General features: G+C 32.2%; 15 protein-coding genes. 6 read left to right on the top strand and 9 right to left on the bottom strand.

The annotated features are described in order from the left end of the window. Nucleotides 1-92 precede the first annotated feature (92 nt). Entirely contained in the window at nt 93-1,865 is a 1,773-nt protein-coding gene (locus DFQ10_RS09555; protein ID WP_115817186.1) for a MutS-related protein, read from the top strand. On the opposite strand, the gene DFQ10_RS09550 is transcribed toward DFQ10_RS09555, so the two are convergent. The 3 genes from DFQ10_RS09550 to rplU all read right to left on the bottom strand — a co-directional run bounded on the left by DFQ10_RS09550 (nt 1,862) and on the right by rplU (nt 4,045). Further along, nucleotides 1,862-2,599, bottom strand: a complete 738-nt coding sequence (locus tag DFQ10_RS09550) for a GldM family protein (protein ID WP_115817185.1) — start codon at nt 2,597-2,599, stop codon at nt 1,862-1,864. The genes DFQ10_RS09555 and DFQ10_RS09550 overlap by 4 nt on opposite strands. A 489-nt stretch (nt 2,600-3,088) precedes the next feature. Further along, nucleotides 3,089-3,349 carry a 50S ribosomal protein L27 gene (gene rpmA, locus DFQ10_RS09545; RefSeq protein ID WP_074936881.1) on the bottom strand — a complete coding sequence of 87 codons (261 nt, stop codon included), beginning with the start codon at nt 3,347-3,349 and terminating at the stop codon, nt 3,089-3,091. Nucleotides 3,350-3,391: 42 nt separating this feature from the next. After that, complete coding sequence (gene rplU, locus DFQ10_RS09540; protein ID WP_115817184.1) at nt 3,392-4,045, bottom strand: 50S ribosomal protein L21; 654 nt, start codon at nt 4,043-4,045, stop codon at nt 3,392-3,394. A 297-nt stretch (nt 4,046-4,342) separates the two neighbouring features. Here rplU and DFQ10_RS09535 point away from each other — a divergent pair, with 297 nt between their 5' ends. Together DFQ10_RS09535 and DFQ10_RS09530 are read left to right on the top strand one after the other, a co-directional pair. Continuing rightward, entirely contained in the window at nt 4,343-5,662 is a 1,320-nt protein-coding gene (locus tag DFQ10_RS09535) for a M16 family metallopeptidase (RefSeq protein ID WP_115817183.1), read from the top strand. Nucleotides 5,663-5,681: 19 nt separating this feature from the next. Further along, entirely contained in the window at nt 5,682-7,760 is a 2,079-nt protein-coding gene (locus DFQ10_RS09530) for a M16 family metallopeptidase (RefSeq protein WP_245940670.1), read from the top strand. A 51-nt stretch (nt 7,761-7,811) separates the two neighbouring features. Here DFQ10_RS09530 and DFQ10_RS09525 read toward each other — a convergent pair whose 3' ends face one another. Continuing rightward, on the bottom strand, nt 7,812-8,690 hold the full coding sequence (locus tag DFQ10_RS09525) for a DMT family transporter (RefSeq protein ID WP_115817181.1): 879 nt from the start codon (nt 8,688-8,690) through the stop codon (nt 7,812-7,814). 96 nt (nt 8,691-8,786) lie between these two features. Between DFQ10_RS09525 and DFQ10_RS09520 the strand changes: the two genes are divergently transcribed. Further along, nucleotides 8,787-9,314: a cation transporter gene (locus tag DFQ10_RS09520; RefSeq protein WP_115817180.1), complete on the top strand. Its 528-nt coding sequence runs from the start codon at nt 8,787-8,789 to the stop codon at nt 9,312-9,314. Between the two features lie 55 nt (nt 9,315-9,369). On the opposite strand, the gene DFQ10_RS09515 is transcribed toward DFQ10_RS09520, so the two are convergent. The 3 genes from DFQ10_RS09515 to DFQ10_RS09505 all read right to left on the bottom strand — a co-directional run bounded on the left by DFQ10_RS09515 (nt 9,370) and on the right by DFQ10_RS09505 (nt 14,078). Beyond that, nucleotides 9,370-9,732, bottom strand: coding sequence for a hypothetical protein (locus DFQ10_RS09515; RefSeq protein WP_115817179.1), 363 nt, complete (start codon nt 9,730-9,732; stop codon nt 9,370-9,372). A gap of 80 nt (nt 9,733-9,812) precedes the next feature. Next, nucleotides 9,813-11,168, bottom strand: coding sequence for a DUF5689 domain-containing protein (locus DFQ10_RS09510; RefSeq protein WP_181897616.1), 1,356 nt, complete (start codon nt 11,166-11,168; stop codon nt 9,813-9,815). An 84-nt stretch (nt 11,169-11,252) separates the two neighbouring features. Then, nucleotides 11,253-14,078 carry a carboxypeptidase regulatory-like domain-containing protein gene (locus DFQ10_RS09505; protein WP_115817177.1) on the bottom strand — a complete coding sequence of 942 codons (2,826 nt, stop codon included), beginning with the start codon at nt 14,076-14,078 and terminating at the stop codon, nt 11,253-11,255. Nucleotides 14,079-14,215: 137 nt separating this feature from the next. On the opposite strand from DFQ10_RS09505, the gene DFQ10_RS09500 reads away from it, so the two are divergent. Continuing rightward, nucleotides 14,216-15,271 (top strand): endonuclease/exonuclease/phosphatase family protein, encoded by a 1,056-nt coding sequence (locus DFQ10_RS09500; protein WP_115817176.1) that lies wholly within the window; start codon nt 14,216-14,218, stop codon nt 15,269-15,271. 91 nt (nt 15,272-15,362) lie between these two features. On the opposite strand, the gene DFQ10_RS09495 is transcribed toward DFQ10_RS09500, so the two are convergent. Further along, nucleotides 15,363-15,803: a hypothetical protein gene (locus DFQ10_RS09495; RefSeq protein WP_181897618.1), complete on the bottom strand. Its 441-nt coding sequence runs from the start codon at nt 15,801-15,803 to the stop codon at nt 15,363-15,365. 50 nt (nt 15,804-15,853) lie between these two features. Beyond that, complete coding sequence (gene pbpC / locus DFQ10_RS09490) at nt 15,854-18,205, bottom strand: penicillin-binding protein 1C (protein WP_115817175.1); 2,352 nt, start codon at nt 18,203-18,205, stop codon at nt 15,854-15,856. 78 nt (nt 18,206-18,283) lie between these two features. On the opposite strand from pbpC, the gene DFQ10_RS09485 reads away from it, so the two are divergent. Beyond that, a complete protein-coding gene (locus DFQ10_RS09485) occupies nt 18,284-20,587 on the top strand; it encodes a T9SS type B sorting domain-containing protein (protein ID WP_147299202.1) in 2,304 nt (767 codons plus the stop codon). The last annotated feature ends 2 nt before the right edge of the window (nt 20,588-20,589 follow it).

The following is a 20,589-nucleotide window of genomic DNA, read 5'->3' as shown; positions in this document are numbered from 1 at the left end:
TTAACGTAATACGTTAAATGATATATAAATCCCAAGCATAATTATGACTTGGGATTTTTACTTTTCTTATATTTCGATTCTAATAAAGCATCATGCAGAACCCAAATACATTTTATAAAGAGCAATTAGAAGTCAACCAAGCGGAATCTAAACGTATTTTTAAACAACTCAGTTTGTTTAGTATACTTAGGCTTTCGATTTTTATTTTAACGGTAATAGGTGTCTATTTTACATATCAAAACTGGCAGGTAGCCGCAGGTATTGGTGTATTGGGTATGGCAAGTTTTCTTTTTTTGTTATCAAGGTATACAGATTTAAAATCTAAAAGAAATCTTCATAAACGATTGATAGCAATAAATGAAGAAGAATTAAAAATAGCCAAAGGCGACTTTTATGGTCGGTTAGATGGTGAAGAGTTTCAAAACCCAAAACATTTTTTTAGTCTAGATATTGATTTATTTGGAAAGGGGTCTTTCTTTCAATTTATAAACAGAACGGCCATTAAAGAAGGTACTAAAAAACTTACTGAAAACCTGCTTTCTAACGATATAACAAATATTGAAACGCGTCAACAAGCCATACAAGAATTAGCTACATTACCAAAATGGAGGCAGAATTATTCAGCTATTGCAGAAGGTGTAGAAATAGAACATTCTGCAAATTCAATAATAACGTGGTTAAAAGAGTATCAACCATTTTTAGGTAAACTACAGTATGCTCTAACCATTGCTTTTAGTATAGCGTCTTTAGTACTTTTAGGTTTGGGAATTGCTGAAATTATTCCGATTTCTATTGCTGGTTATTGGTTGTTATTGGGATTAGGAATTATAGGTGTTTATTTGAAGAAAATTAATATCCTTGCTCAACATACGGAAAGGGCAAAAGATACCTTCAGACAATATGCTTTACTGCTTAATGCTATTCAAACAACAGAGTTCACGTCTGAATTATTGAAATCGAAACAAAAATTAATAGAATCAGATGGTTTGAAGGCTTCAGAAATATTTTCGAAATTTTCAAAAACGTTAGATGCCTTAGATAATAGAAATAATCTTATCTCTGCAATTTTCGGAAATGGTTATTTTTTAATAGATATTAGAAGCAGTTATAATGTAGAACAATGGATTACGCAATACGCAGATAAAGTTGAAGATTGGTTTGAGGTTGTTACGTTTTTTGATGCGTTTAACAGTTTTGGAAATTATGCGTTTAACCATCAAGATTTTACATATCCAGTTCTTACTGATGAACCTATAACGATTTTAGCAAAAAGCTTAGGGCATCCATTATTAAACCCTGAAAAGCGAGTTGATAGTGATTTGAAATTGGAAGAAGAACAATTCTTCATCGTTACAGGTGCAAACATGGCAGGGAAAAGTACGTTTTTAAGAACCGTTGCGCTTCATATTGTTATGGCCAATGTTGGATTGCCTATTTGTGCAAAACAAAGCAAATACAAGCCGATTAAGCTAATTACGAGTATGCGAACTACAGATTCGTTAACGGATGATAGTTCATACTTCTTTAGTGAGCTTACGCGATTAAAGTTTGTAGTAGATACTATTGAAAATGATAAAAACTATTTCGTTATCCTAGATGAAATTTTAAAAGGAACCAACAGTACGGATAAAGCTATTGGATCTAGAAAGTTTGTTGAGAAACTCGTAAAACAACATGCCACAGGAATTATAGCTACACACGATTTAAGTCTTACTGAAATTGAAACCGAAATAGAAGCCATAAAAAACTACTACTTTGATGCCGAAATCATCAACGACGAACTCTTTTTCGATTATAAACTAAAGCAAGGGGTTTGTCAGAATATGAATGCTAGTTTTCTTTTGAAGAAGATGGAGATTGTTTAGGGTTGTTCAATTATTCTTATTTGAATTAATGGGGTTTTACATATCCTAAGCGAGTAGAAATTTGAATTGTTTATTTTTAGTTTGATATCAAAAATGTAAACTATATCATTTGGCTTTAGTTGCTCAATTTGATTATTCATTTTTATTGGAATGTTATTTCCTTCAACTTCAATTACATCACTATCAGGCAATTTTAACTTAAAACCTTTTACACTTAAATCTAGATTAAATACAAAATTATCACCACCTAAACCTACGATACTATTTTTTAGCTCTTCAACAGTTAATAGTAGCTGACATTTAGAATTACAACTATTACCATTTATTAATCCAATTATTCGGCCAATATCCTTTATTTTTAAAATCTTATTTTCAATTAAAGAGTCACCATTTTTTAGTTTAGACTTAATTTTAATATCGACGGTTTTACCAGTTCTAGGTGACAGAACATAATTCCCAAAACTATCTATTTTTTTTAATCCAGGAGCACTTGCTTCAAATGATAGCACATTTTGTTTTGAAATATAAATAGGATTAGAAACACCTCTGTAAACTACATTCATATTTTTGAGCTCTAAAGCGGCTTTTGTATACATACTATCATAGGATTCAAGTGTTTTAATCCGCTCTTTTAAGGCTTTATTTTCAGCAACAAGTTGTGTTTTGCTTTGAGAAGATTTACAACTTAAAACTAGATTAAGAAATAGTATGGTACAGACAATTGCTCTTTTCATTTTTAAATTGATAGGTGCTAAATTGAATAAACCAAAAGATAAAGAAATTATTGTAATGAGCTGATCGAGAATATTTAATTCTTACTATTAAAAAAGCATATATATAAACTTTTCTTTTGTACAAATATGTTTGAGAAGAACTCCAAAATGCTATTAGGAACATTTTTACATTCGTTTAGAACTTTATTCGCTTTTTTCACCCGTCTTCAACATATATTAGTTTGGTGATTTTTTTTGTACTTCTTATTAAGGGGTTAGATTTATAGTAGGAGGACTGTCTATAAAAGTTGAGTTATTTTTTTTTATCACTTTCATTACACAAAGTGAAAAGTTTAAAGATACAAATGTTAGGGTTTAGGAATTTTAAACTTAAAAGATTTACTCACTTGGTAGGCAGTCTTTTATTTTATATACAAGGTTACTATGTTATACTAAAAAACCCTCTCTATAAATAGAAAGGGTTTTTAAATTTTATAAGAAATTTATTTCTTAAGCTTCAAAAGCTTCAATAGAAACATAAGACTTATTGTCTTTTTTCTTAGTAAATTTTACTAGACCGTCAACTTTAGCGTGTAAAGTGTGATCTTTTCCTTGGTAAACATTTTCACCTGGATGGTGTGTGTTACCACGTTGTCTTATGATAATGTTTCCAGCAATAGCAGCTTGTCCACCAAAAATCTTAACGCCTAAACGTTTCGATTCTGATTCTCTACCATTCTTCGAACTACCAACTCCTTTTTTATGAGCCATGATCTTAAGGTTTTATATTGTTATACTTAAGTGATTTAGCAATTATGCTTTACCACCATCTAATTCGTCTTGCCATTTTTTAAGCTCGTCCCACTTACCATCAGCAGCTAATTGTGCTTGTGCTGGCCAAGTATCAGTAACATGGTTACCACGAACATCTGCAATGATTTCAGAAATTGCTTCTGGTGTAGCCTTAGCTAAATCAGAAAAAGTAGCGATACCAGCTTCTACTAAAGTAGATGCAATTTTAGGACCAATACCTTCAACTTTCTTTAAATCATCAGCATCACCTGTAGCTTTTTTAGCTTTAGGAGCAGCAGCTTTCGCTTCTACTTTTGGTTCGGCTTTTTTAGTTTCTTTCTTCGGTGCAACTTTCTTTGCTCCAGAAGTTGTAATACCTTCAATTAAGATTTCAGTTAAAGATTGTCTGTGTCCATTTTTTACACGGTAACCTTTACGTCTTTTCTTTTTAAAGACTATTACTTTATCACCTTTAAGGTGACTTAAGACTTTTGCACTTACTTGTGCTCCATCTATAGCTGGGGCGCCTACAGTAATATTGTTACCATCTCCAATTAAAAGAACGTTGTCGAAATCTACTTTCTTACCTTCTTCTGTTGCTAAACGGTGAACAAAAACTCTTTGGTCTTTTGCAACTTTAAATTGCTGCCCTGCTATCTCTACAATTGCGTACATAGCGTAACGTTTTTATTAATTTGTTTATAAAATAAATTGCTCTCTTCTCAGAAAGCGGATGCAAATATACTCCTAATTTCTTAATGCACAAACGTTTTAAGGGTTTTCGGGCGGTTTTACTTAAAAAATTATGAATTTAATTTTTAGAGCTAAATTCACAAATCATATTCTTGAGAGTTTTTACATTTTATTATGTTAAAAAGATAAATCATTGTTTATTTTTGTGAGACTTCATGTAACAAATTGCATTTAGTACAGACAAACCTTTAAAACATTTTAATTTTAAACAAAACTACAATGAAAAACTATTTACTGGCTTTGGCTTCTTTGTTGTTTATAAGCCATCAGGCTATAGCACAAAAAGTTGAATTTGAAGAATTTGATTTAGATAACGGATTGCACGTTATTATGCACCAAGATAATACAGCTCCAGTTGTTATTACATCTGTTATGTATGATGTAGGTGGAAAAGATGGTGATAGACAACGTACTGGTTTCGCACACTTTTTTGAGCATTTGTTATTTGAAGGTTCAGAGAATATTGGTCGTGGAGAATTTATGAAAATTATCCCTGCAAATGGTGGTACTTTTAATGCTAACACATCACAAGATAGAACTTATTATTACGAAATTTTCCCTTCTAACAAATTAGAATTAGGTTTATGGTTAGAGTCTGAGCGTATGTTACATCCTGTTATTGATCAAGTTGGTGTAGATACACAAAATGAGGTTGTAAAAGAGGAAAAACGTCAGAGTATGGATAATAGCCCTTATGGAGGATTATTAAAGGCTATTGGAGAAAACTTATTTGATGTACACCCTTATAAAGATCAAAATATTGGTTTAATGGAGCATTTAGATGCTGCTACTTTGGCAGAATTTAATGCGTTTTTCGATAAATATTATGTACCAAACAATGCGGTATTAGTAATTGCGGGAGATATAGATTACGCTAAAACGAAGTCATTAGTAAAGGATTACTTCAGTGCTGTTAAAAAAGGACCAGAAGTAGTTCGTGATTTTCCAAAGGAAACTCCAATTACAGAAACTAAGAAAGCAATTGCTTACGACAAGAATATTCAAATACCTGCAATTATAGCAGCTTACAGACTACCTGGTCAAACAACAAGAGAGGCATACGTACTAGATATGATTTCTACTTACTTAAGTGGAGGAAAAAGCTCTGTACTTTATAAAAAATTAATTGACGAGAAAAAAGAAGCTTTAACTGTGCAAGCGGTTAATCTAGGTCAAGTAGATTATAACATTTTTGCATTATTTGCTTTACCATTGGGTGATGTGAGTTTAGATGTTTTACTAGCGGATATGGATGAAGAAATTGCTAAAATGCAAAATGAATTAATAAGTGAGCGTGATTACCAAAAACTTTTAAATCAGTTTGAGAATAACTTTGTAAGCTCTAATTCTAGTGTAGCAGGTATTGCAAGTTCTTTAGCAACGTATTACTTATTATATGGTGATGTAAATATCATTAACAATCAGTTAGAAACATACAGGTCTATTACAAGAGAAGAAATTCAGGCAGTGGCTAAGAAATATTTAAGCCCTAACCAACGTGTAGAAGTACAATATCTACCAAAAAAAGAAGATCAATAATATGAAAACAGTATTTAATATGAACACTAAAATAGTAGCGTTTTTCGCATTATTTATAATGACTATTGGTGCAAGTGCACAAATAGATAGATCTAAACAACCTGCAGCAGGTCCGGAACCAGAAATTTCAATTGACAAACCTCAAGAGTTTGAGTTGAAAAATGGTTTAAAAGTGCTTGTGGTTGAAAATCATAAGTTACCAAGAGTTTCTTATTCTTTAAGAATAGATAACAAACCAATCTCTACAGGAAAAAAGGCTGGTGTTGAAAGTTTATTAGGAAGTATGTTGGGAAATGGAACAACAACAATTTCTAAAGATGAATTTAACGAAGAAGTAGATTTCTTAGGAGCTAACTTAAATTTTGGTTTTAGTGGAGGTTTTGCAAGTTCTCTTACAAAGTATTCTGATAGAATATTACAATTATTAGCTGATGCAGCTATTAATCCTTTATTAACAGAGGAAGAGTTTGAAAAAGAGAAAACTAAGCTTATTGAAGGTTTAAAAGCAGATGAGAAAAATGCAGATGCTATTGCTGGTAGAGTTGGTTCTGCATTATCTTATGGAACAAAACATCCTTATGGAGAGTTTGTAACAGAAGAAACTATTAATAATGTATCTTTTGGAGATGCAGTTGCATTTTACGAGACATATTTCAACCCAAATAATGCTTATTTAGTTGTTATTGGAGATGTCAATGTTAAGGATGTTAAAAAACAAGTTAAAAAATATTTTAACGATTGGACGAAGTCAGTGGATGTTAATTCTGCAGTGCCTCAGCCAAATGCTAATGTTCAATACACGCAAATTAACTTTGTAGATGTACCAGATGCAACACAGTCTAATCTTTCTATTACAAATAATGTTAAATTAAAGATGAATGATCCAGACTATCATGCAGCTTTAATTACTAACAACATCTTAGGTGGTGGTGGTGAAGGATATTTATTTAAGAATCTTAGAGAAGACAAAGGATATACTTATGGTGCATATTCTAGTTTAGGAGCAAATAGATATGGAGCATCTCGTTTTAATGCTACTGCTAAAGTTAGAAATGCGGTTACAGATAGTGCTGTTGTTGAAGCTTTAAAAGAAATCAATAGAATTAGAACAGAACCAGTAGATGCACAACTTTTAAAAGATGCTAAAGCTAAATATGTTGGTAATTTTGTAATGGCATTAGAGCGTCCACAAACTATAGCTAATTATGCATTAAACATTAAGTTGAATGATTTACCTGAAGATTTTTATACAACGTATTTACAGAAAATAAATGATGTATCTGTTGAAGATATTCAGAGAGTGGCAAACAAATATTTTCAAGCCGATAACTTAAGAATCATCGTTGTTGGTAATGGAGTAGATGTTATAGAGAATTTAGAAAAAACAGGAATTCCTATTAAGTACTATGATAAGTTTGCTAACGCTGTTGAGAAGCCAGTATTTTCTAAGCCATTACCTGCAGGTTTAACTGGTGATGCTGTAGTTAAAAATTATATCACTGCAATTGGAGGAGAAGTAAACTTGAACAAAGTAAATACAATATTAGTTAATTCTGATGTTACTATTCAAGGAGCACCATTTAAGCCTAAAGCAACTGTTAAGCAAATGGCACCTAACAAGTCTTTTATGGAGATTGTTGTTGAAGGTATGGGAACTGTTATGAAGCAAAATTTTAATGGAGAAAGTGGTTTTATAGAGCAACAAGGTCAAAAAGCACCAATGGATGCAAAAACTTTAGAGACAAAGAAATCTGAAAAAGGATTGTTTCCTGAATTATACATGGATGCGTCTAGCTTAGCTTTAGAAAGTTTAATGACTATTGATGGTGCTGATGTTTACAAGGTAAAAGTTACTAAAGGAGAGACTGTATCTTATAGATTTTATGATGTTAAAACAGGATATTTACTAAGAACAGAAGAAACGGCTGAAATGCAAGGAATGTCAATGACAACGGTTATTGATTATTCTAACTATAAAGAAGCTAATGGTATTATGTTACCTAATACTATGAAGGTTGCTACTGGACCTCAAGTTTTATCTTTTGAAACTACAGAAGTTAAAATTAACGAAGGTGTTACTGATGCAGATTTTAACTAATCATAGTTAATTATAGCATAAAAAAAACCGAAGTGAAAGCTTCGGTTTTTTTTATGCTATATGTTTATGTGAAAGGTATACACCTACCAAAACAAGTAATGCTGCCAAACCCTGTATAAAGCTAAAAGTTTCACCATCCAATATTCCCCAGCCTAATGCAACAATGGGCATAATATATGTTACAGAAGACGCAAAGACAGGTGTAGATAGTTGTACCAGTTTAAAAAAGAGAACCTTCGCTATTGCAGTGCCAAAAACGGCTAGAATAGTGATATACATAAATGCTTTTGGTAAAGCAGGATTATTATATGTTTCTAGTGTGAAGAAATTGCTAAATATTAAAATTATAAATGCAGGAATAATTATAAATGCATAGCTACCGGCAGCTATAGCTAGTGGTTTTACATCTTGTAAATGACGTTTTATTATATTGACATTAGCAGCATACATTACCGTAGAAGCAATTATAAAACTAGCGTATAAGTAGTTTTGATTTGGGTTTAATTCAGCGCCTTTTAGTATTAAAATGACTGTACCTGTAAATCCAATGATAACACCTAATACTTGGCGTTTGGTTGATGCAATTTTAAATATAGCAAAACCTAATAAGATAGTATTTAAAGGCACAAGTGAGTTTAAAATAGAGGTAACAGCGCTATCAATTTCAGTTTCTGCAATAGCAAAAAAAAATGCAGGTATAAAAGAGCCTAAAAGTCCAGAAAGTAAAAGCCATTTCCATTTTGATTTCGGAATTGCCTTGAGCTTATTAATACCAAAAACTAATAAGATGATACCAGTAATAATAGTTCTTAAAGCACCCAGCTGATAAGGAGTAAGCCCTAAAAGTGATTTTTTAATTAAAATAAATGAACTTCCCCAAATGAGAGAGAGAATTAAAAGATAAATCCACTTAATGTTTAGATTTTTCATTCGAGATAGCTATAAATAAATCACAAAATTCGTTAATTGTCTCGCAAGAAACGGCAATATTTATTAGATTTATGCAAAATTTAATAGTTTAAATCTATGAAGACATTAAAGGTAGTAAGTTTAATAGCGATTATGGCACTGGTTTTTACATCTTGTAAAAACGAAAAACAACCAGAAGTTAAAACTGTAGATGTAGAAGTAACAAAGAAAGATGTTGCTCAAACTTTAGACCCAAATGCCACTTACGCTAAAGTAGAATTTGGTATTGATGGTATGACTTGCGCTATGGGTTGCGCTAAAACCATTGAAAAGAAAATGGCTAAAATGGAAGGTGTAAAATCTGCAAAAGTAGATTTTGATAAGCGTTTAGCTATGGTAGAATATGATGAAGCTAAAGTAACCCCTAAATCTTTAGAAGAAGCTGTTGGTAAAGTATCAGATACTTATAAAGTTAAAGATATGCATGCTGTAGATACTTTTGGTGCGGATGCTAAAACATGTAAAGCAGATTGTAAAAAGGCATGTTGTGCTAATAAAACTGATGCTGAAAAGAAAGCATGTAAGGCTGACTGTAAAAAAGCGTGTTGTGCAGACAAAGCTAAAGAAGAAAAGAAAGCTGAGTAAATTCGGTTGAAATAAATAAATTTAAAAGTAACGCTATCCGAAAGGGTAACGTTTTTTATTGTACCTGAAGAAGAATAAAAGCCATTGTTAAGCATCCTATTGGTATAAGCCATAATAATGAGATAGAAGTATCAATGCGCTTAGATTTAGCATTAAGGATTGTTCTTTTCTTGCCATTATAGCGCATCCAGTTTTTAGATATGATGAAGAGTGCAATTAATGTAAATAACACCCAAAATTTTGATGAAGACATTACTGATATTTTCATCTGACTAGCAAAAGCCATAAAAAATGCACCTAAAGCAAGCGCAATAGAAATCTCTAAAGCATTAATGTATAGCAATGCAATTGTAATGCTTTTTTTGCCAAAGACTTTTTTGTAATGGTTGAATATGGTGATGTAATAATTGTCTAACATTTATTGGCTAAGTATTAATAAAAACAAAAACCTGCAATAAGCAGGTTTCTGTTTTAACAAAGGATAAAACCTTAATTATATTATTGAGCAATAACTTTTACATTATCAATTTCGTATGTAGCAGATGTTGAACTTGTACATGTGTATTTAAATCCAATAAATAGATTACCACCAGCTGCTGCAGAGACATCAATTTCTCCAGAATCTGTCCAGTTCCAACTACCTGTAGATAATGTTGCAGATAATTGTGTCCAAGTTCCGTCAGTGTTTGGGTCTCCTCCAGAATAATCAGTAGACATATATACTTCCATTACATTACCTGAGTAATTCATTGCTGTTTGAAAAGTTAAAACTCCACCACTAACATTTGACATATCTATAGCAGGTGTAATTAACCAATCTTCGTTTGCAGTTGTAGAACCACTAGCAAATCCAGACATTGCCGCACATTTTCCTGGATTACCATAAGTATTAGGTGACCATACTTGAGCTCCTGTTACGCTGTAATTTGTCCATGTTAAAAAATCAGTTTCAAATGCCTCAACAAATAATGGATCGCAACGTACACCATCCATAACAACATCGTCAGTTGTATTTAGTTGTAAAACTAAATCGTATCCATCGTAAGTTTTGTTTATGATTCCAGAAATAGAACCTTTACCATCAGTTGGAAGTGTAATATCTTTAAAATTTGCAAATGTACTAGACTCCATAACAAAAGTTGAAGATTCACCACAGCTTTCTATTGGTCTAGAAGAATCATAGTCGTCAGTTGGATCTACATAAGGTAAACCAGCTAAACCTATAGGAAACTGAACGTCAATAAGTTTAACGTACATACCAAGATGTGATTCAGTAATTTCAGATAAATTTAATTCTACAGGAGTTAATGTTTCAGTAACAGATGATCTAAAAAGGTGATCAGGTATTTGATTAGCTGTCATAGCAAGAACATCATTGTCAAAATCATCAATCTTTCCTCCAATTGTAATAACATCATCACCAGTATTAGTTTCACCTATAACTAAACTAGGTAAATAGATGTATACTTCTCTACCTTGGTTAAATTGATTATAAGTATCAGCTTGGTTTAATACAACTTTTAAAGTTGCAGTTGGGTTAGTTGGATCATCTTGAATAAAGAATTCTTTATAAAAATTACCTGTTTCATCACTAGATGACACATACCCTTTTACCATAATTTCAGATTCTATAGTAATTGCTTCATATTGTACTGCTAATGCTCTTACTTCTGTAATGGTTTTTAGTTGAATTTCATCAGCTAATCCGTTATCTACTCTGCTTAAAAGTTCATTTAACTTTTCATTTTCTTCATTTCCTAGACTATTAGGAACAGTATAATCATCATCTTGTACACAAGATGTAATGGTAACTGATACCATTAAAATCATTAATAATTTAATTGTTCTTTTCATAATTTTTTTATTTGTAATTATTGAATTCATGAAAGTTGCACTTTTCATAATTGTAATATAATATATTAATTTTTCTTTTCTTTTTTAAAATCTAACATAAACATTTAGAAAGTAGTTAACTCCACGGCCATACCAATATTTAGAGCCAAATACTCTTTTAGTGTTACTAACATCGTCTCTTAAAGCTCTGTAATCTGCTCTTCTACCTTGCTCATAACCACCTGTTTTGTATTCTTTATCTAAAAGGTTACCAACACTTGCAAAGAAACCAACATATTTATCACCTATTCTCCAAGATTTACCACCAACTAAATTTACCACCATGTAGCTGTCAAATTTTTCTTGCTTTAATAACCCTTCCGCAACGTCTGGGTCATAATCGTTATATGGTAAGCCATCAGCATCTGTATAAAACTCTTCAGATCTTGATAACGGACTTACGTCAATATAAGCATTATCAAAGAAGTTAGCTGTTGCACCAAACCACCAGTAATTAGGATCTCTGTATTCAAAACCAATAGAATATGCTGTTTGAGGACCTCCAGCAACTTTATAATTCTCTAAGTTTGAAGTACTAACTACTCCAGAGGTGTTTACAGTTGTCGTTAAACCGCTATTTGCGTCAGTTTCAGTAGTTGTAAAATCGTCTGATGTTGAAGTAACGTATAAATCTGGGTTATTGCTATATGTATATTGACCAACAGACGCGGCACCTTTTAATTTAATTGTTGGTGTAACTTGTGCTTCTATACCTAATTCTCCTCCAAAATGCTCTTTATCTACACCAGATAAAACTTCTTGTATAAAACCTGTAGTGCTTCCTTGTGTGAAAAAGAAAGAAATCTCGTTTGCATCTTCAATTGTAGTGTAGAAACCTGTTAATTTTGCACTCACTATTGGTGATCTAAAAATATAGCTAGCGTCAAAAGATGTTATTGTTTCTTCAGTTATATTGATGTCAGGGTTATTTACTCCGTTAATTTTACCAACATAATCATGACTTTCTCTTGAGTTTGTATATGTGTTTCTAATTGATGGTGCTTTAGTAATATAACCACCATTAAAATTCAATAAATGTTTTCCTGTTATTTTATAAGTTAAACCTGCTTTAGCTCCTACACCTGTAAATTCTAACTTATCTCCTTTACCATATGAGTTATCTATTTCTACACCATTATCATATAAAATCTGATTCTCATTTTTGTACAAACCTTCTCTTTGGTAGTCTGTTTTAGTAACACTACCAGCAACATGGAAATCTATTTTGTTATATTTAAATTGTGCTTGGGCGAAACCTGATAATTCGTTAGCATATAAATTATAGTTATATCTAAACTTATCTCCTTCAAAAGCAACACGATCTGGATTATTTAAATCAAATTGATTTTGGTTAAATGAATCAATATTTGAAGCTCCTGTTGTGCTTCCTAATAAGTCAATTATTTCTGCGAAGTTTTCAGAATCTAATTTTTTATAATTAATTCCTCCGTTTAAAATGATATTATCATTAAGCTCTGTATTAAAAACAGTGTTTAAAGTAAGTTGTTTGTCATCATTTCTATCTTCATACAACACATAAGCAGCATTTGCTCCAGAAATATTGTTTGTTAAGTTGGCATCAATAATTCTATTCCAATTAACTTGACCATCGTTGATAAATTCTTGTTCAGCTTCATAAGCTCCTTCTAAGTCACCATCTTCTAAGAAATAACTTGGTAAATTTTGGTAATAAGCAGGACTTGGGTTTGTTCCACCAGCATAATCTAATCTACTGTTTCCTATTTTACCAAATTGGTATCCAATACTAGTATTTAAGCTTGTTTTAGAAGAAATATCCCAATAATGATTTAACATAAAAATAGGTTCTTCAACTTCTTTAATACGAGAATTACGTTGTTCTCCGTCTAAATCACCCCAAAATTCATTATATTTAATCCCTTTAAGATCATATACTTCTTGAGTGTTAGCAGAAGATTTTCCTCTTCTGTTTGGAGTATATACTGAAGTAAAGTTAAGGCTGTGCTTTTCGTTTATTTTCTTTTCTATAGTAGCAAAGAATGAATTAGAATCGTATAATGTAGCATCTTGATAACCTTCATCACCCCATCTTCTTCCAATCATAAAGGCATAAGACCAACCTCCGTCTAATAAACCAGAAGCATAACTACCCATAGCACGGTTAGTGTAACTACGATTTGAAGATGAATAAGTTATACGACCACCTTTTCTGTAACTAGAAGCTCTTGTAATAATATTAGAGGTTCCTAAAATACCACCAAAATTGTAATCAGAAGCACCTAATCCATTTGATAGTACTTGGTTGCGCATCATGTCATTTAAGCCTCCCCAATTACTCCACTGTGGTCTACCGTTATACATTTTGTTCATCTCAATACCGTTCATTAATACAGAACCATTATCTGAGTCTAAACCTCTCACTCTAAAGAATGAAGAACTAAATTCGAATGCTGCTGTTCTTTGAAAAATATCTAAAGATGAAGATAATAATCCAGAAATATTATCTGAACCACTTGTATCGTCACTAAGCTCATCATCAGAAAGTGTAATGGTAAACAAATCTTCAGCTCCTGTTATATCGATATCTAAAGTCATGTCTGTAATATTTACAGTTTGTCCTTCATTTACAATAATTGGGTAACGTTTAGTTTCGTAACCAGTTTTTGATATTCTCAATACCTGTTCTCCTAATGGTACATTACTAGAAAAGATAAATTCTCCTAAACCATTAGTTAGAGTTGATTGCTGTGTTTCTTCGATGGTTATGGTAACGTCAGGAATTGGTTCTGAAGATGCAGCATCTTTTACACTACCTTTAACAATAGTGCTTTGAGCCATCATTGTAAAGGAAGAAAAAACTCCAAATAATAAAATAATTAAACTTTTTTTCATACTTAATTTTAAAGTTAATAATCTTTGTAGATTAAATAATAGTTATTTAAGGCTTGCAAATTTACATTATTTATAATAAATATATACTTTTGGCTCAAGATTTGTAAAGTAAATAATGTTAACATAACATATACTAAATGAAAAATTTAAAACTCACTTTAACAGTAATGCTTCTTTGCGCATTTGTAACGATAAATGCACAAGAAAAGAAAAAGTATAAAATACATACTGTTGCCTTCTATAATTTAGAAAATTTATTTGATACTATTAATGACACGACTAAGTTTGATGAGGCAAGTCCTATAATGGAGTTGAATCAAGCATTGAGAGCAAAGGCTTATGTTAAAAAGATTCAAAATATGGCAAAGGTGGTTGCTGATATTGGTCATGAAGACACAAAAAACACACCAGCCATTATTGGAGTTTCTGAGGTTGAAAACAGACAGGTCTTAGTTGATTTAGTTAATGATCCTCAATTATTGGACAAAGATTATGGCATCATTCATTTTGATTCTCCAGATAAAAGAGGAATTGATGTTGCTTTATTGTATCAAAAATCACTTTTTAGACCTATAGAAACAAGCTCTCATGAATTGCTTATTTATGATGATTCAACTAGAGAACGCGTATATACAAGAGACCAGTTATTGGTTAGTGGAGAATTAGAAGGAGATTTAATACATATAATTGTTAATCACTGGCCGTCTAGAAGTGGTGGTGAAGCAAGAAGTAGATTTAAGCGTGTTGCTGCTGGTGAGTTAAATAAACGTATTATAGATTCATTACAATCTATAGATCCATATGCTAAAATTCTTACTATGGGTGATTTTAATGATAACCCTACAAATGATAGTATGAAAAAGGCCATCAAGGCAGAGGGGAATAAAGAAAAAGTTAAGTTGAAGGGTATTTATAATCCTTATGAAGACTTATTTAAGAAAAAAGGTTTGGGAACAACAGGTTATAGAGATGCTTGGAGTTTATTTGATATGATTTTAATAAGCCAACCATTTTTAGAAAAGGATTATTCTTCATTTCGCTTTTATAAAGCTGGTATTTTTAATAAATCGTATTTAACTAATAAAGAAGGGCGTTATAAAGGTTATCCTTTAAGAATGGTTAACGCTGGTCTTTCTGGTGGTTATAGCGATCACTTTCCTGCTTATATTTATTTAATAAGAGAAATAAAATAAGAGACAGACCAATAATAAATTTCTGTTTTTAAATATAAAAAAAGCGTTTAGAATTTTTCTGAACGCTTTTTTATGCAATAGAGTGTTATGTTTAAAACCAAAGATTCCAAGGAATTTTAGCTAAAACTAAAACTAGGGCCAATGTGTAAAAAATAGCTAAAAGCTTAAATTTTGGCTTAGACGTTAATTTCTTTTTATGTTTAGAATATCCAATAGTTACTAAGGCAACAGCAATTATCATCGTCAGTGGATGCTCTACAACAAGATTTCTTAAAGCTTTATTTGCCATAAGTTCTCCCATTCCTCCGATTTGTTCAATCGTTGAGAAATAATCTTTCATAAAGAATAATACAATACCAATTAATAATTGAATATGCATTGTTATCAATGCAAATAAAGAGATTCTGAAATCTTTAGCATCAAACTCTTTGTCTCCAAAAAATTTAATAAGCGCATTAAAAGTGGCAAGAACTAGGACTAATAAAACAAGATAGGCCCATTTTGAATGTATAAACTGAACAATTTCCATAATTAATAAGTTGATTTATTTCTGCAAACATAGCGATTTGCACTTGAATGGTATTAATCTGAAATCGTAATTTTATGTTTCAGTTCGTTTCCAAGTTCATCCATAACCGTAATAATATGGTCTCCAGATGTTGGCAAAACAGCCATATCATGTATGTCTTTTGTGCTACCAATATATTCACTATCAATATACCAATGAATCTCTAATTCGGGTTTAGAGTGTGCTACTTTAAGTATTAAATCGTTGGTATTACCATCAAAATCTTTGGGTAAGAAAATAGTGGTTTGTTGATTAGGGTAGATAAATTCCATTGAGATGCCAGTAGATTCCAGGCAATCATTTCTATATGGAGGTAATGGTTTGTAAAACGGATTTTTCGTTTTAAAGTAATAGGCTTGTAAGGGCGGCAGTATAAACCATGATTTGTTTTTAATGTTTGAAACGGCTTCGCAAGATGAGTTTACTTGATACATTTCTGAAACATCCAAATGAACCAATTTATGAAACGGACAAGGCTCAGTTTTTTGGCCACTGGTTTGTATGTATCGCATTTCTGTATCATCACAAATTGAAGAAGCTCTGTAGCCACTTTTTTTGCAAATAGTCACCTCTAACATTTCATCATAAGGTTGAGCGAACCAATCATTTTTTGGTAATACATCAAAAACATCAAATAAAATAGGTGCAGCCGTTTGCACACCAACTAAACCTGGTCGTCCTTCTCCATCTGCATTACCAACCCAAACGCCAACAACATAATCTTTGGTTGTGCCGATTGCCCAAGCATCTCTAAAGCCAAAACTAGTTCCTGTTTTCCAAGCTATTTCTTGCGAAGAATCGTAATATTCCCAGCTTTCATCACTTTCTGGTCGGTTGACTTGCTTCATGCTTTCAAAAGTGAGAAAGATTGAAGCCGCATCAAAAACTTCTTTTTCATTAGATAAAGTTCCGAAGTCAATGGTTTGTTGCGAATTGTAAATAGGTTGACAAAATTCATTCGAGAAATACTGACTAGAATTGGCATTAAAATGATTTAAAGTTGAAGACATAGCTGCATAACTTTTACATAAGTCCCAAAGATTACTTTCTGCACCTCCAAGCACTAATGATAAACCGTAATGATTCGCATTATATTTTAAATCTTTAAGCTGTAATTGTTTCAAATAATGGTAAAAACGATCTAGCCCAAATTCTTGAAGCATCCTAACAGTTGGTACATTTAAAGAACGCGATAAAGCTTCATTTGCAAATACTGCTCCATCGTATGTTTGGTTATAATTTTCAGGTTGATAACTTCCAAATTGTGTTGGTACATCTGCTACTAATGTATTGGGTAATAAATCGCCAGCATCTAACATGGCGGCATATAAAAATGGTTTTAAAATACTACCTGTACTTCTGGGTTTATCAATAATATCTACGCTTTTTTGATGCGCATTATCTGTTGGTGAATTGCCTACATACGTTAAAACTTCTCTAGTATTAACATCTAAAACTAAAACAGAAATATTGTAAATTTCATTTTGTTTCAATCTATTGTAATGTTGTTTTACAATACTATTAGTCTGTTGTTGTAGCGAAGATTTAACTGTTGTTTTTATGCGCTGCCCTTTATGTTTTAGCGCAACTTTTTGGAGTAAATGCGGAGCGATTTGTGGTAATGGATAGGGTTTTTGTGGTAAGCCTTCGGTAATTGAAAGCTCATAAGTCAGTTGGTCAATAGTACCATTATTATATAATTTTTTTAATAAACGATTCCGCTTATCTAACAATCTTTTTTGATTTTTTCCAGGATAAATTAAACTAGGAGCATTTGGTAAAACGGCTAAAGTGGCACTTTCTGCCCAAGATAGATCAAAAGCATTTCTATTGTAATACCTCCATGACGCAGCATCAATCCCGACAACATTTCCTCCGAAAGGAGCATAACTAGTATACAAATTAAGGATCTCATCTTTGGATAGTCTAAACTCTAAGCGTGTTGCTAAAACCAGTTCTTTTATTTTTTCTAAATAACTACGGGATTGTCCTTTTCGAGATAAACGAATCACTTGTTGTGTAATGGTACTACCTCCTCGTTTTACAGAACCAGAACTTATATTGCCTTTTAAGGCTTTAAAGATGGAAACCGGATTAAATCCAGGATGCTTGTAGTAATATTCATCTTCAAATTGAAGAATACAAGTTTTAAATTTATCTGGCACACTATCGCTTACAGGAAACCTCCATTGGCCATCATCTGCAATAAGAGCTCCTAGTAGTTCATTAGAATTACTAGTGATGACTGTAGCGGTTGGATCCTTAAATAATTGCTTAGGCAAACAGAAATAATAAGCGATAACTAAGATAAAAATCACTAAAGATTTTATCTTATGTCGTTTTAAATATTTAATTAACCTATACATAGACTATACAAAGGATGTTATTTGTTCTTTTTATGGAAAAGTAAGTTTTATTACACAAAGTTATCTATATATTTAAACGTGCGAAACTCTATCTTAGATCTTAAAGTACTCATAATTTTCTGTATTTCTTTTCTTTCGAAAGAGATGCATGCGCAATTAGGTTTTTGTCAAGGAAATTCAGGAGATCCCATTTTTACAGAAACTTTTGGTGTTGGTACACAAAACACCTCATTACCTGCTGGTACAACAACTTATACTTACGCAAATAATCAAGATCCTAACGACGGATTTTATACGGTTTCTAGTACTTCTAATTATTTTGATTGGTTTAGTATAAACGATCATACACCGAGTGATACAAATGGTAGAATGCTTATTGTAAATTCTAATTTTGCTGCTGGTGAGTTTTATAAAACGACTATTAATGGACTTTGTGAAAACACCACTTATGAGTTTTCTTCATGGCTCATCAATTTAACTCCTCCAAATGGATTTTGTGGCGCAGGAGCCATTCCGGTAAATGTAAGTTTCGAAATATGGGATAATACAGACACAACGCTTTTAGCGTCCGGTACAACGGGAAATATTTTTGGAACAACAGCATCAGACTGGAATCAGTATGCGCTAGTGTTTCAATCTACGGTTGGCCAAACATCCATTATTCTGAAAATGATAAACAATGCATCTGGTGGTTGTGGAAATGATTTAGCCATAGACGATATTGTATTTAAAAGTTGTGGTGATTCTATTGATATCAATGATGGTACTAGTAATAGTTCTATAACTTTATGTAGCACACAAACACCATATTCTGAAACTATTACTGCAATGCCAGATAATACAGTATTTAACAATCATTTTTACCAATGGCAAACAAGTACAGATAATGTGACTTGGACAGATTTATCTGGAGAAACAAATGCGTCTATCGGAATTTCTGGGATTATATCAACCACATATTTTAGAGCTAAGGTTGCTGAATATGCAGCAAATTTGAATAATGCAGATTGCATCACATTTTCAGATGTTTACGAAATTATTGTAAATCAAGCTCCACCAGCTCCAACAACTGCATGTTGGGAAACTGCAACCTTTAATGATAGTTCTTGTAGTTGGTCTGTTACTGGCACACAACCAGAAGAGCCTACAGGTTTAGAATGCTGGGAAGTAACGGTATTTAATAACGCAACTTGTTCTTGGGACATTAGCGGAACTCAACCAACGGCTCCTTCAAATTTAGAATGTTGGGAAACGGTAACTTTCGATAGTGCAACATGTGCTTGGGTAATCTCAGGAAATCAACCAACGCAACCAACAGTTGAATGTTGGGAAATAGCCATATTTAACAATCTAACCTGTACTTGGGAGGTTAGTGGTACACAGCCTCTAATGCCAACTGGATTAGCGTGTTGGGAAACCGCAACTTTTGATGATAGTTCTTGCAGTTGGTCAGTTACTGGTACACAACCAGTAGAGCCAACAGACTTAGAATGTTGGCAAACAGCGTTATTTAATACTGCAACTTGCTCTTGGGATATAAATGGAACGCAACCAACAGTACCTTCAAATTTAGAATGTTGGCAAATAGCATCTTTTAATGATACGGATTGTGATTGGGAGGTTACAGGTTCTCAACCAATAGAGCCAATAAACCTAGAATGTTGGCAAACCACATTTTTTAATGAAGATCTCTGTCAGTGGGAAGTATTAGGAACTCAACCAATAGAATATAGAGAAGAATTTCTGTTTTTGTGCGAAGATCAATTTTTAGATTTAGAAGCGACAACAACTATAAATAATCCAAACTACAATTGGGTTTCAGGCGAAATGACCGCATCTTTAACTATCGATACAGCTGGAGACTATGAGGTTGAAATTACAGGTGATTGTTTAACAGAAATTATAACTTTTAATGTGGAGTTAATAGAGTCACCTGAAATAGAAAGCATAGAAACTAATGGAAGTTCAATTGTTATTAATGTTTTTAATGAAGATGATCATCAATATTCATTAGACGGCTTAAATTATCAGTACAGTAATTTATTTGTGAATAAACAGAGTGGTTTGTATACCATTTATATTAAATCTATTAGTTGTGGAACTGTTATAGAGCAAGACTATTTTCATTTTTACATTCAGAAATTTATAACACCGAATGGAGATGGGAAGAATGATTTCTTTTTATTGAATGTCACTCAATATTTTACAAATTCCGAATTATATATTTATGATCGTTATGGGAAAATACTATTCTCAGCGATTAATCGTGATGCCTCTTGGGATGCGACTTTTAATGGGGAAAAGCTACCAACTTCAGACTATTGGTATCATATTATTTTAGATGGAATGGAGTATAGAGGTCATTTTACGGTGAAATACTAGCC

Source organism: Winogradskyella eximia (assembly GCF_003386165.1).
GTDB classification, from domain to species: domain Bacteria; phylum Bacteroidota; class Bacteroidia; order Flavobacteriales; family Flavobacteriaceae; genus Winogradskyella; species Winogradskyella eximia.
Note: the sequence above shows the minus strand (reverse complement) of the source record. Positions and strands in the feature narration are given on the sequence as shown.

Bases quoted from the DNA above. Each gene is read 5' to 3' on its own strand.
- DFQ10_RS09500 (WP_115817176.1), top strand. From the start codon at position 14,216: ATGAAAAATTTAAAACTCACTTTAACAGTAATGCTTCTTTGCGCATTT.
- DFQ10_RS09515 (WP_115817179.1), bottom strand. From the start codon at position 9,732: ATGTTAGACAATTATTACATCACCATATTCAACCATTACAAAAAAGTC.
- DFQ10_RS09520 (WP_115817180.1), top strand. From the start codon at position 8,787: ATGAAGACATTAAAGGTAGTAAGTTTAATAGCGATTATGGCACTGGTT.
- DFQ10_RS09535 (WP_115817183.1), top strand. From the start codon at position 4,343: ATGAAAAACTATTTACTGGCTTTGGCTTCTTTGTTGTTTATAAGCCAT.
- DFQ10_RS09555 (WP_115817186.1), top strand. From the start codon at position 93: ATGCAGAACCCAAATACATTTTATAAAGAGCAATTAGAAGTCAACCAA.
- rplU (WP_115817184.1), bottom strand. From the start codon at position 4,045: ATGTACGCAATTGTAGAGATAGCAGGGCAGCAATTTAAAGTTGCAAAA.
- rpmA (WP_074936881.1), bottom strand. From the start codon at position 3,349: ATGGCTCATAAAAAAGGAGTTGGTAGTTCGAAGAATGGTAGAGAATCA.
- DFQ10_RS09550 (WP_115817185.1), bottom strand. From the start codon at position 2,599: ATGAAAAGAGCAATTGTCTGTACCATACTATTTCTTAATCTAGTTTTA.
- pbpC (WP_115817175.1), bottom strand. From the start codon at position 18,205: ATGTATAGGTTAATTAAATATTTAAAACGACATAAGATAAAATCTTTA.
- DFQ10_RS09510 (WP_181897616.1), bottom strand. From the start codon at position 11,168: ATGAAAAGAACAATTAAATTATTAATGATTTTAATGGTATCAGTTACC.
- DFQ10_RS09505 (WP_115817177.1), bottom strand. From the start codon at position 14,078: ATGAAAAAAAGTTTAATTATTTTATTATTTGGAGTTTTTTCTTCCTTT.
- DFQ10_RS09530 (WP_245940670.1), top strand. From the start codon at position 5,682: ATGAACACTAAAATAGTAGCGTTTTTCGCATTATTTATAATGACTATT.
- DFQ10_RS09525 (WP_115817181.1), bottom strand. From the start codon at position 8,690: ATGAAAAATCTAAACATTAAGTGGATTTATCTTTTAATTCTCTCTCTC.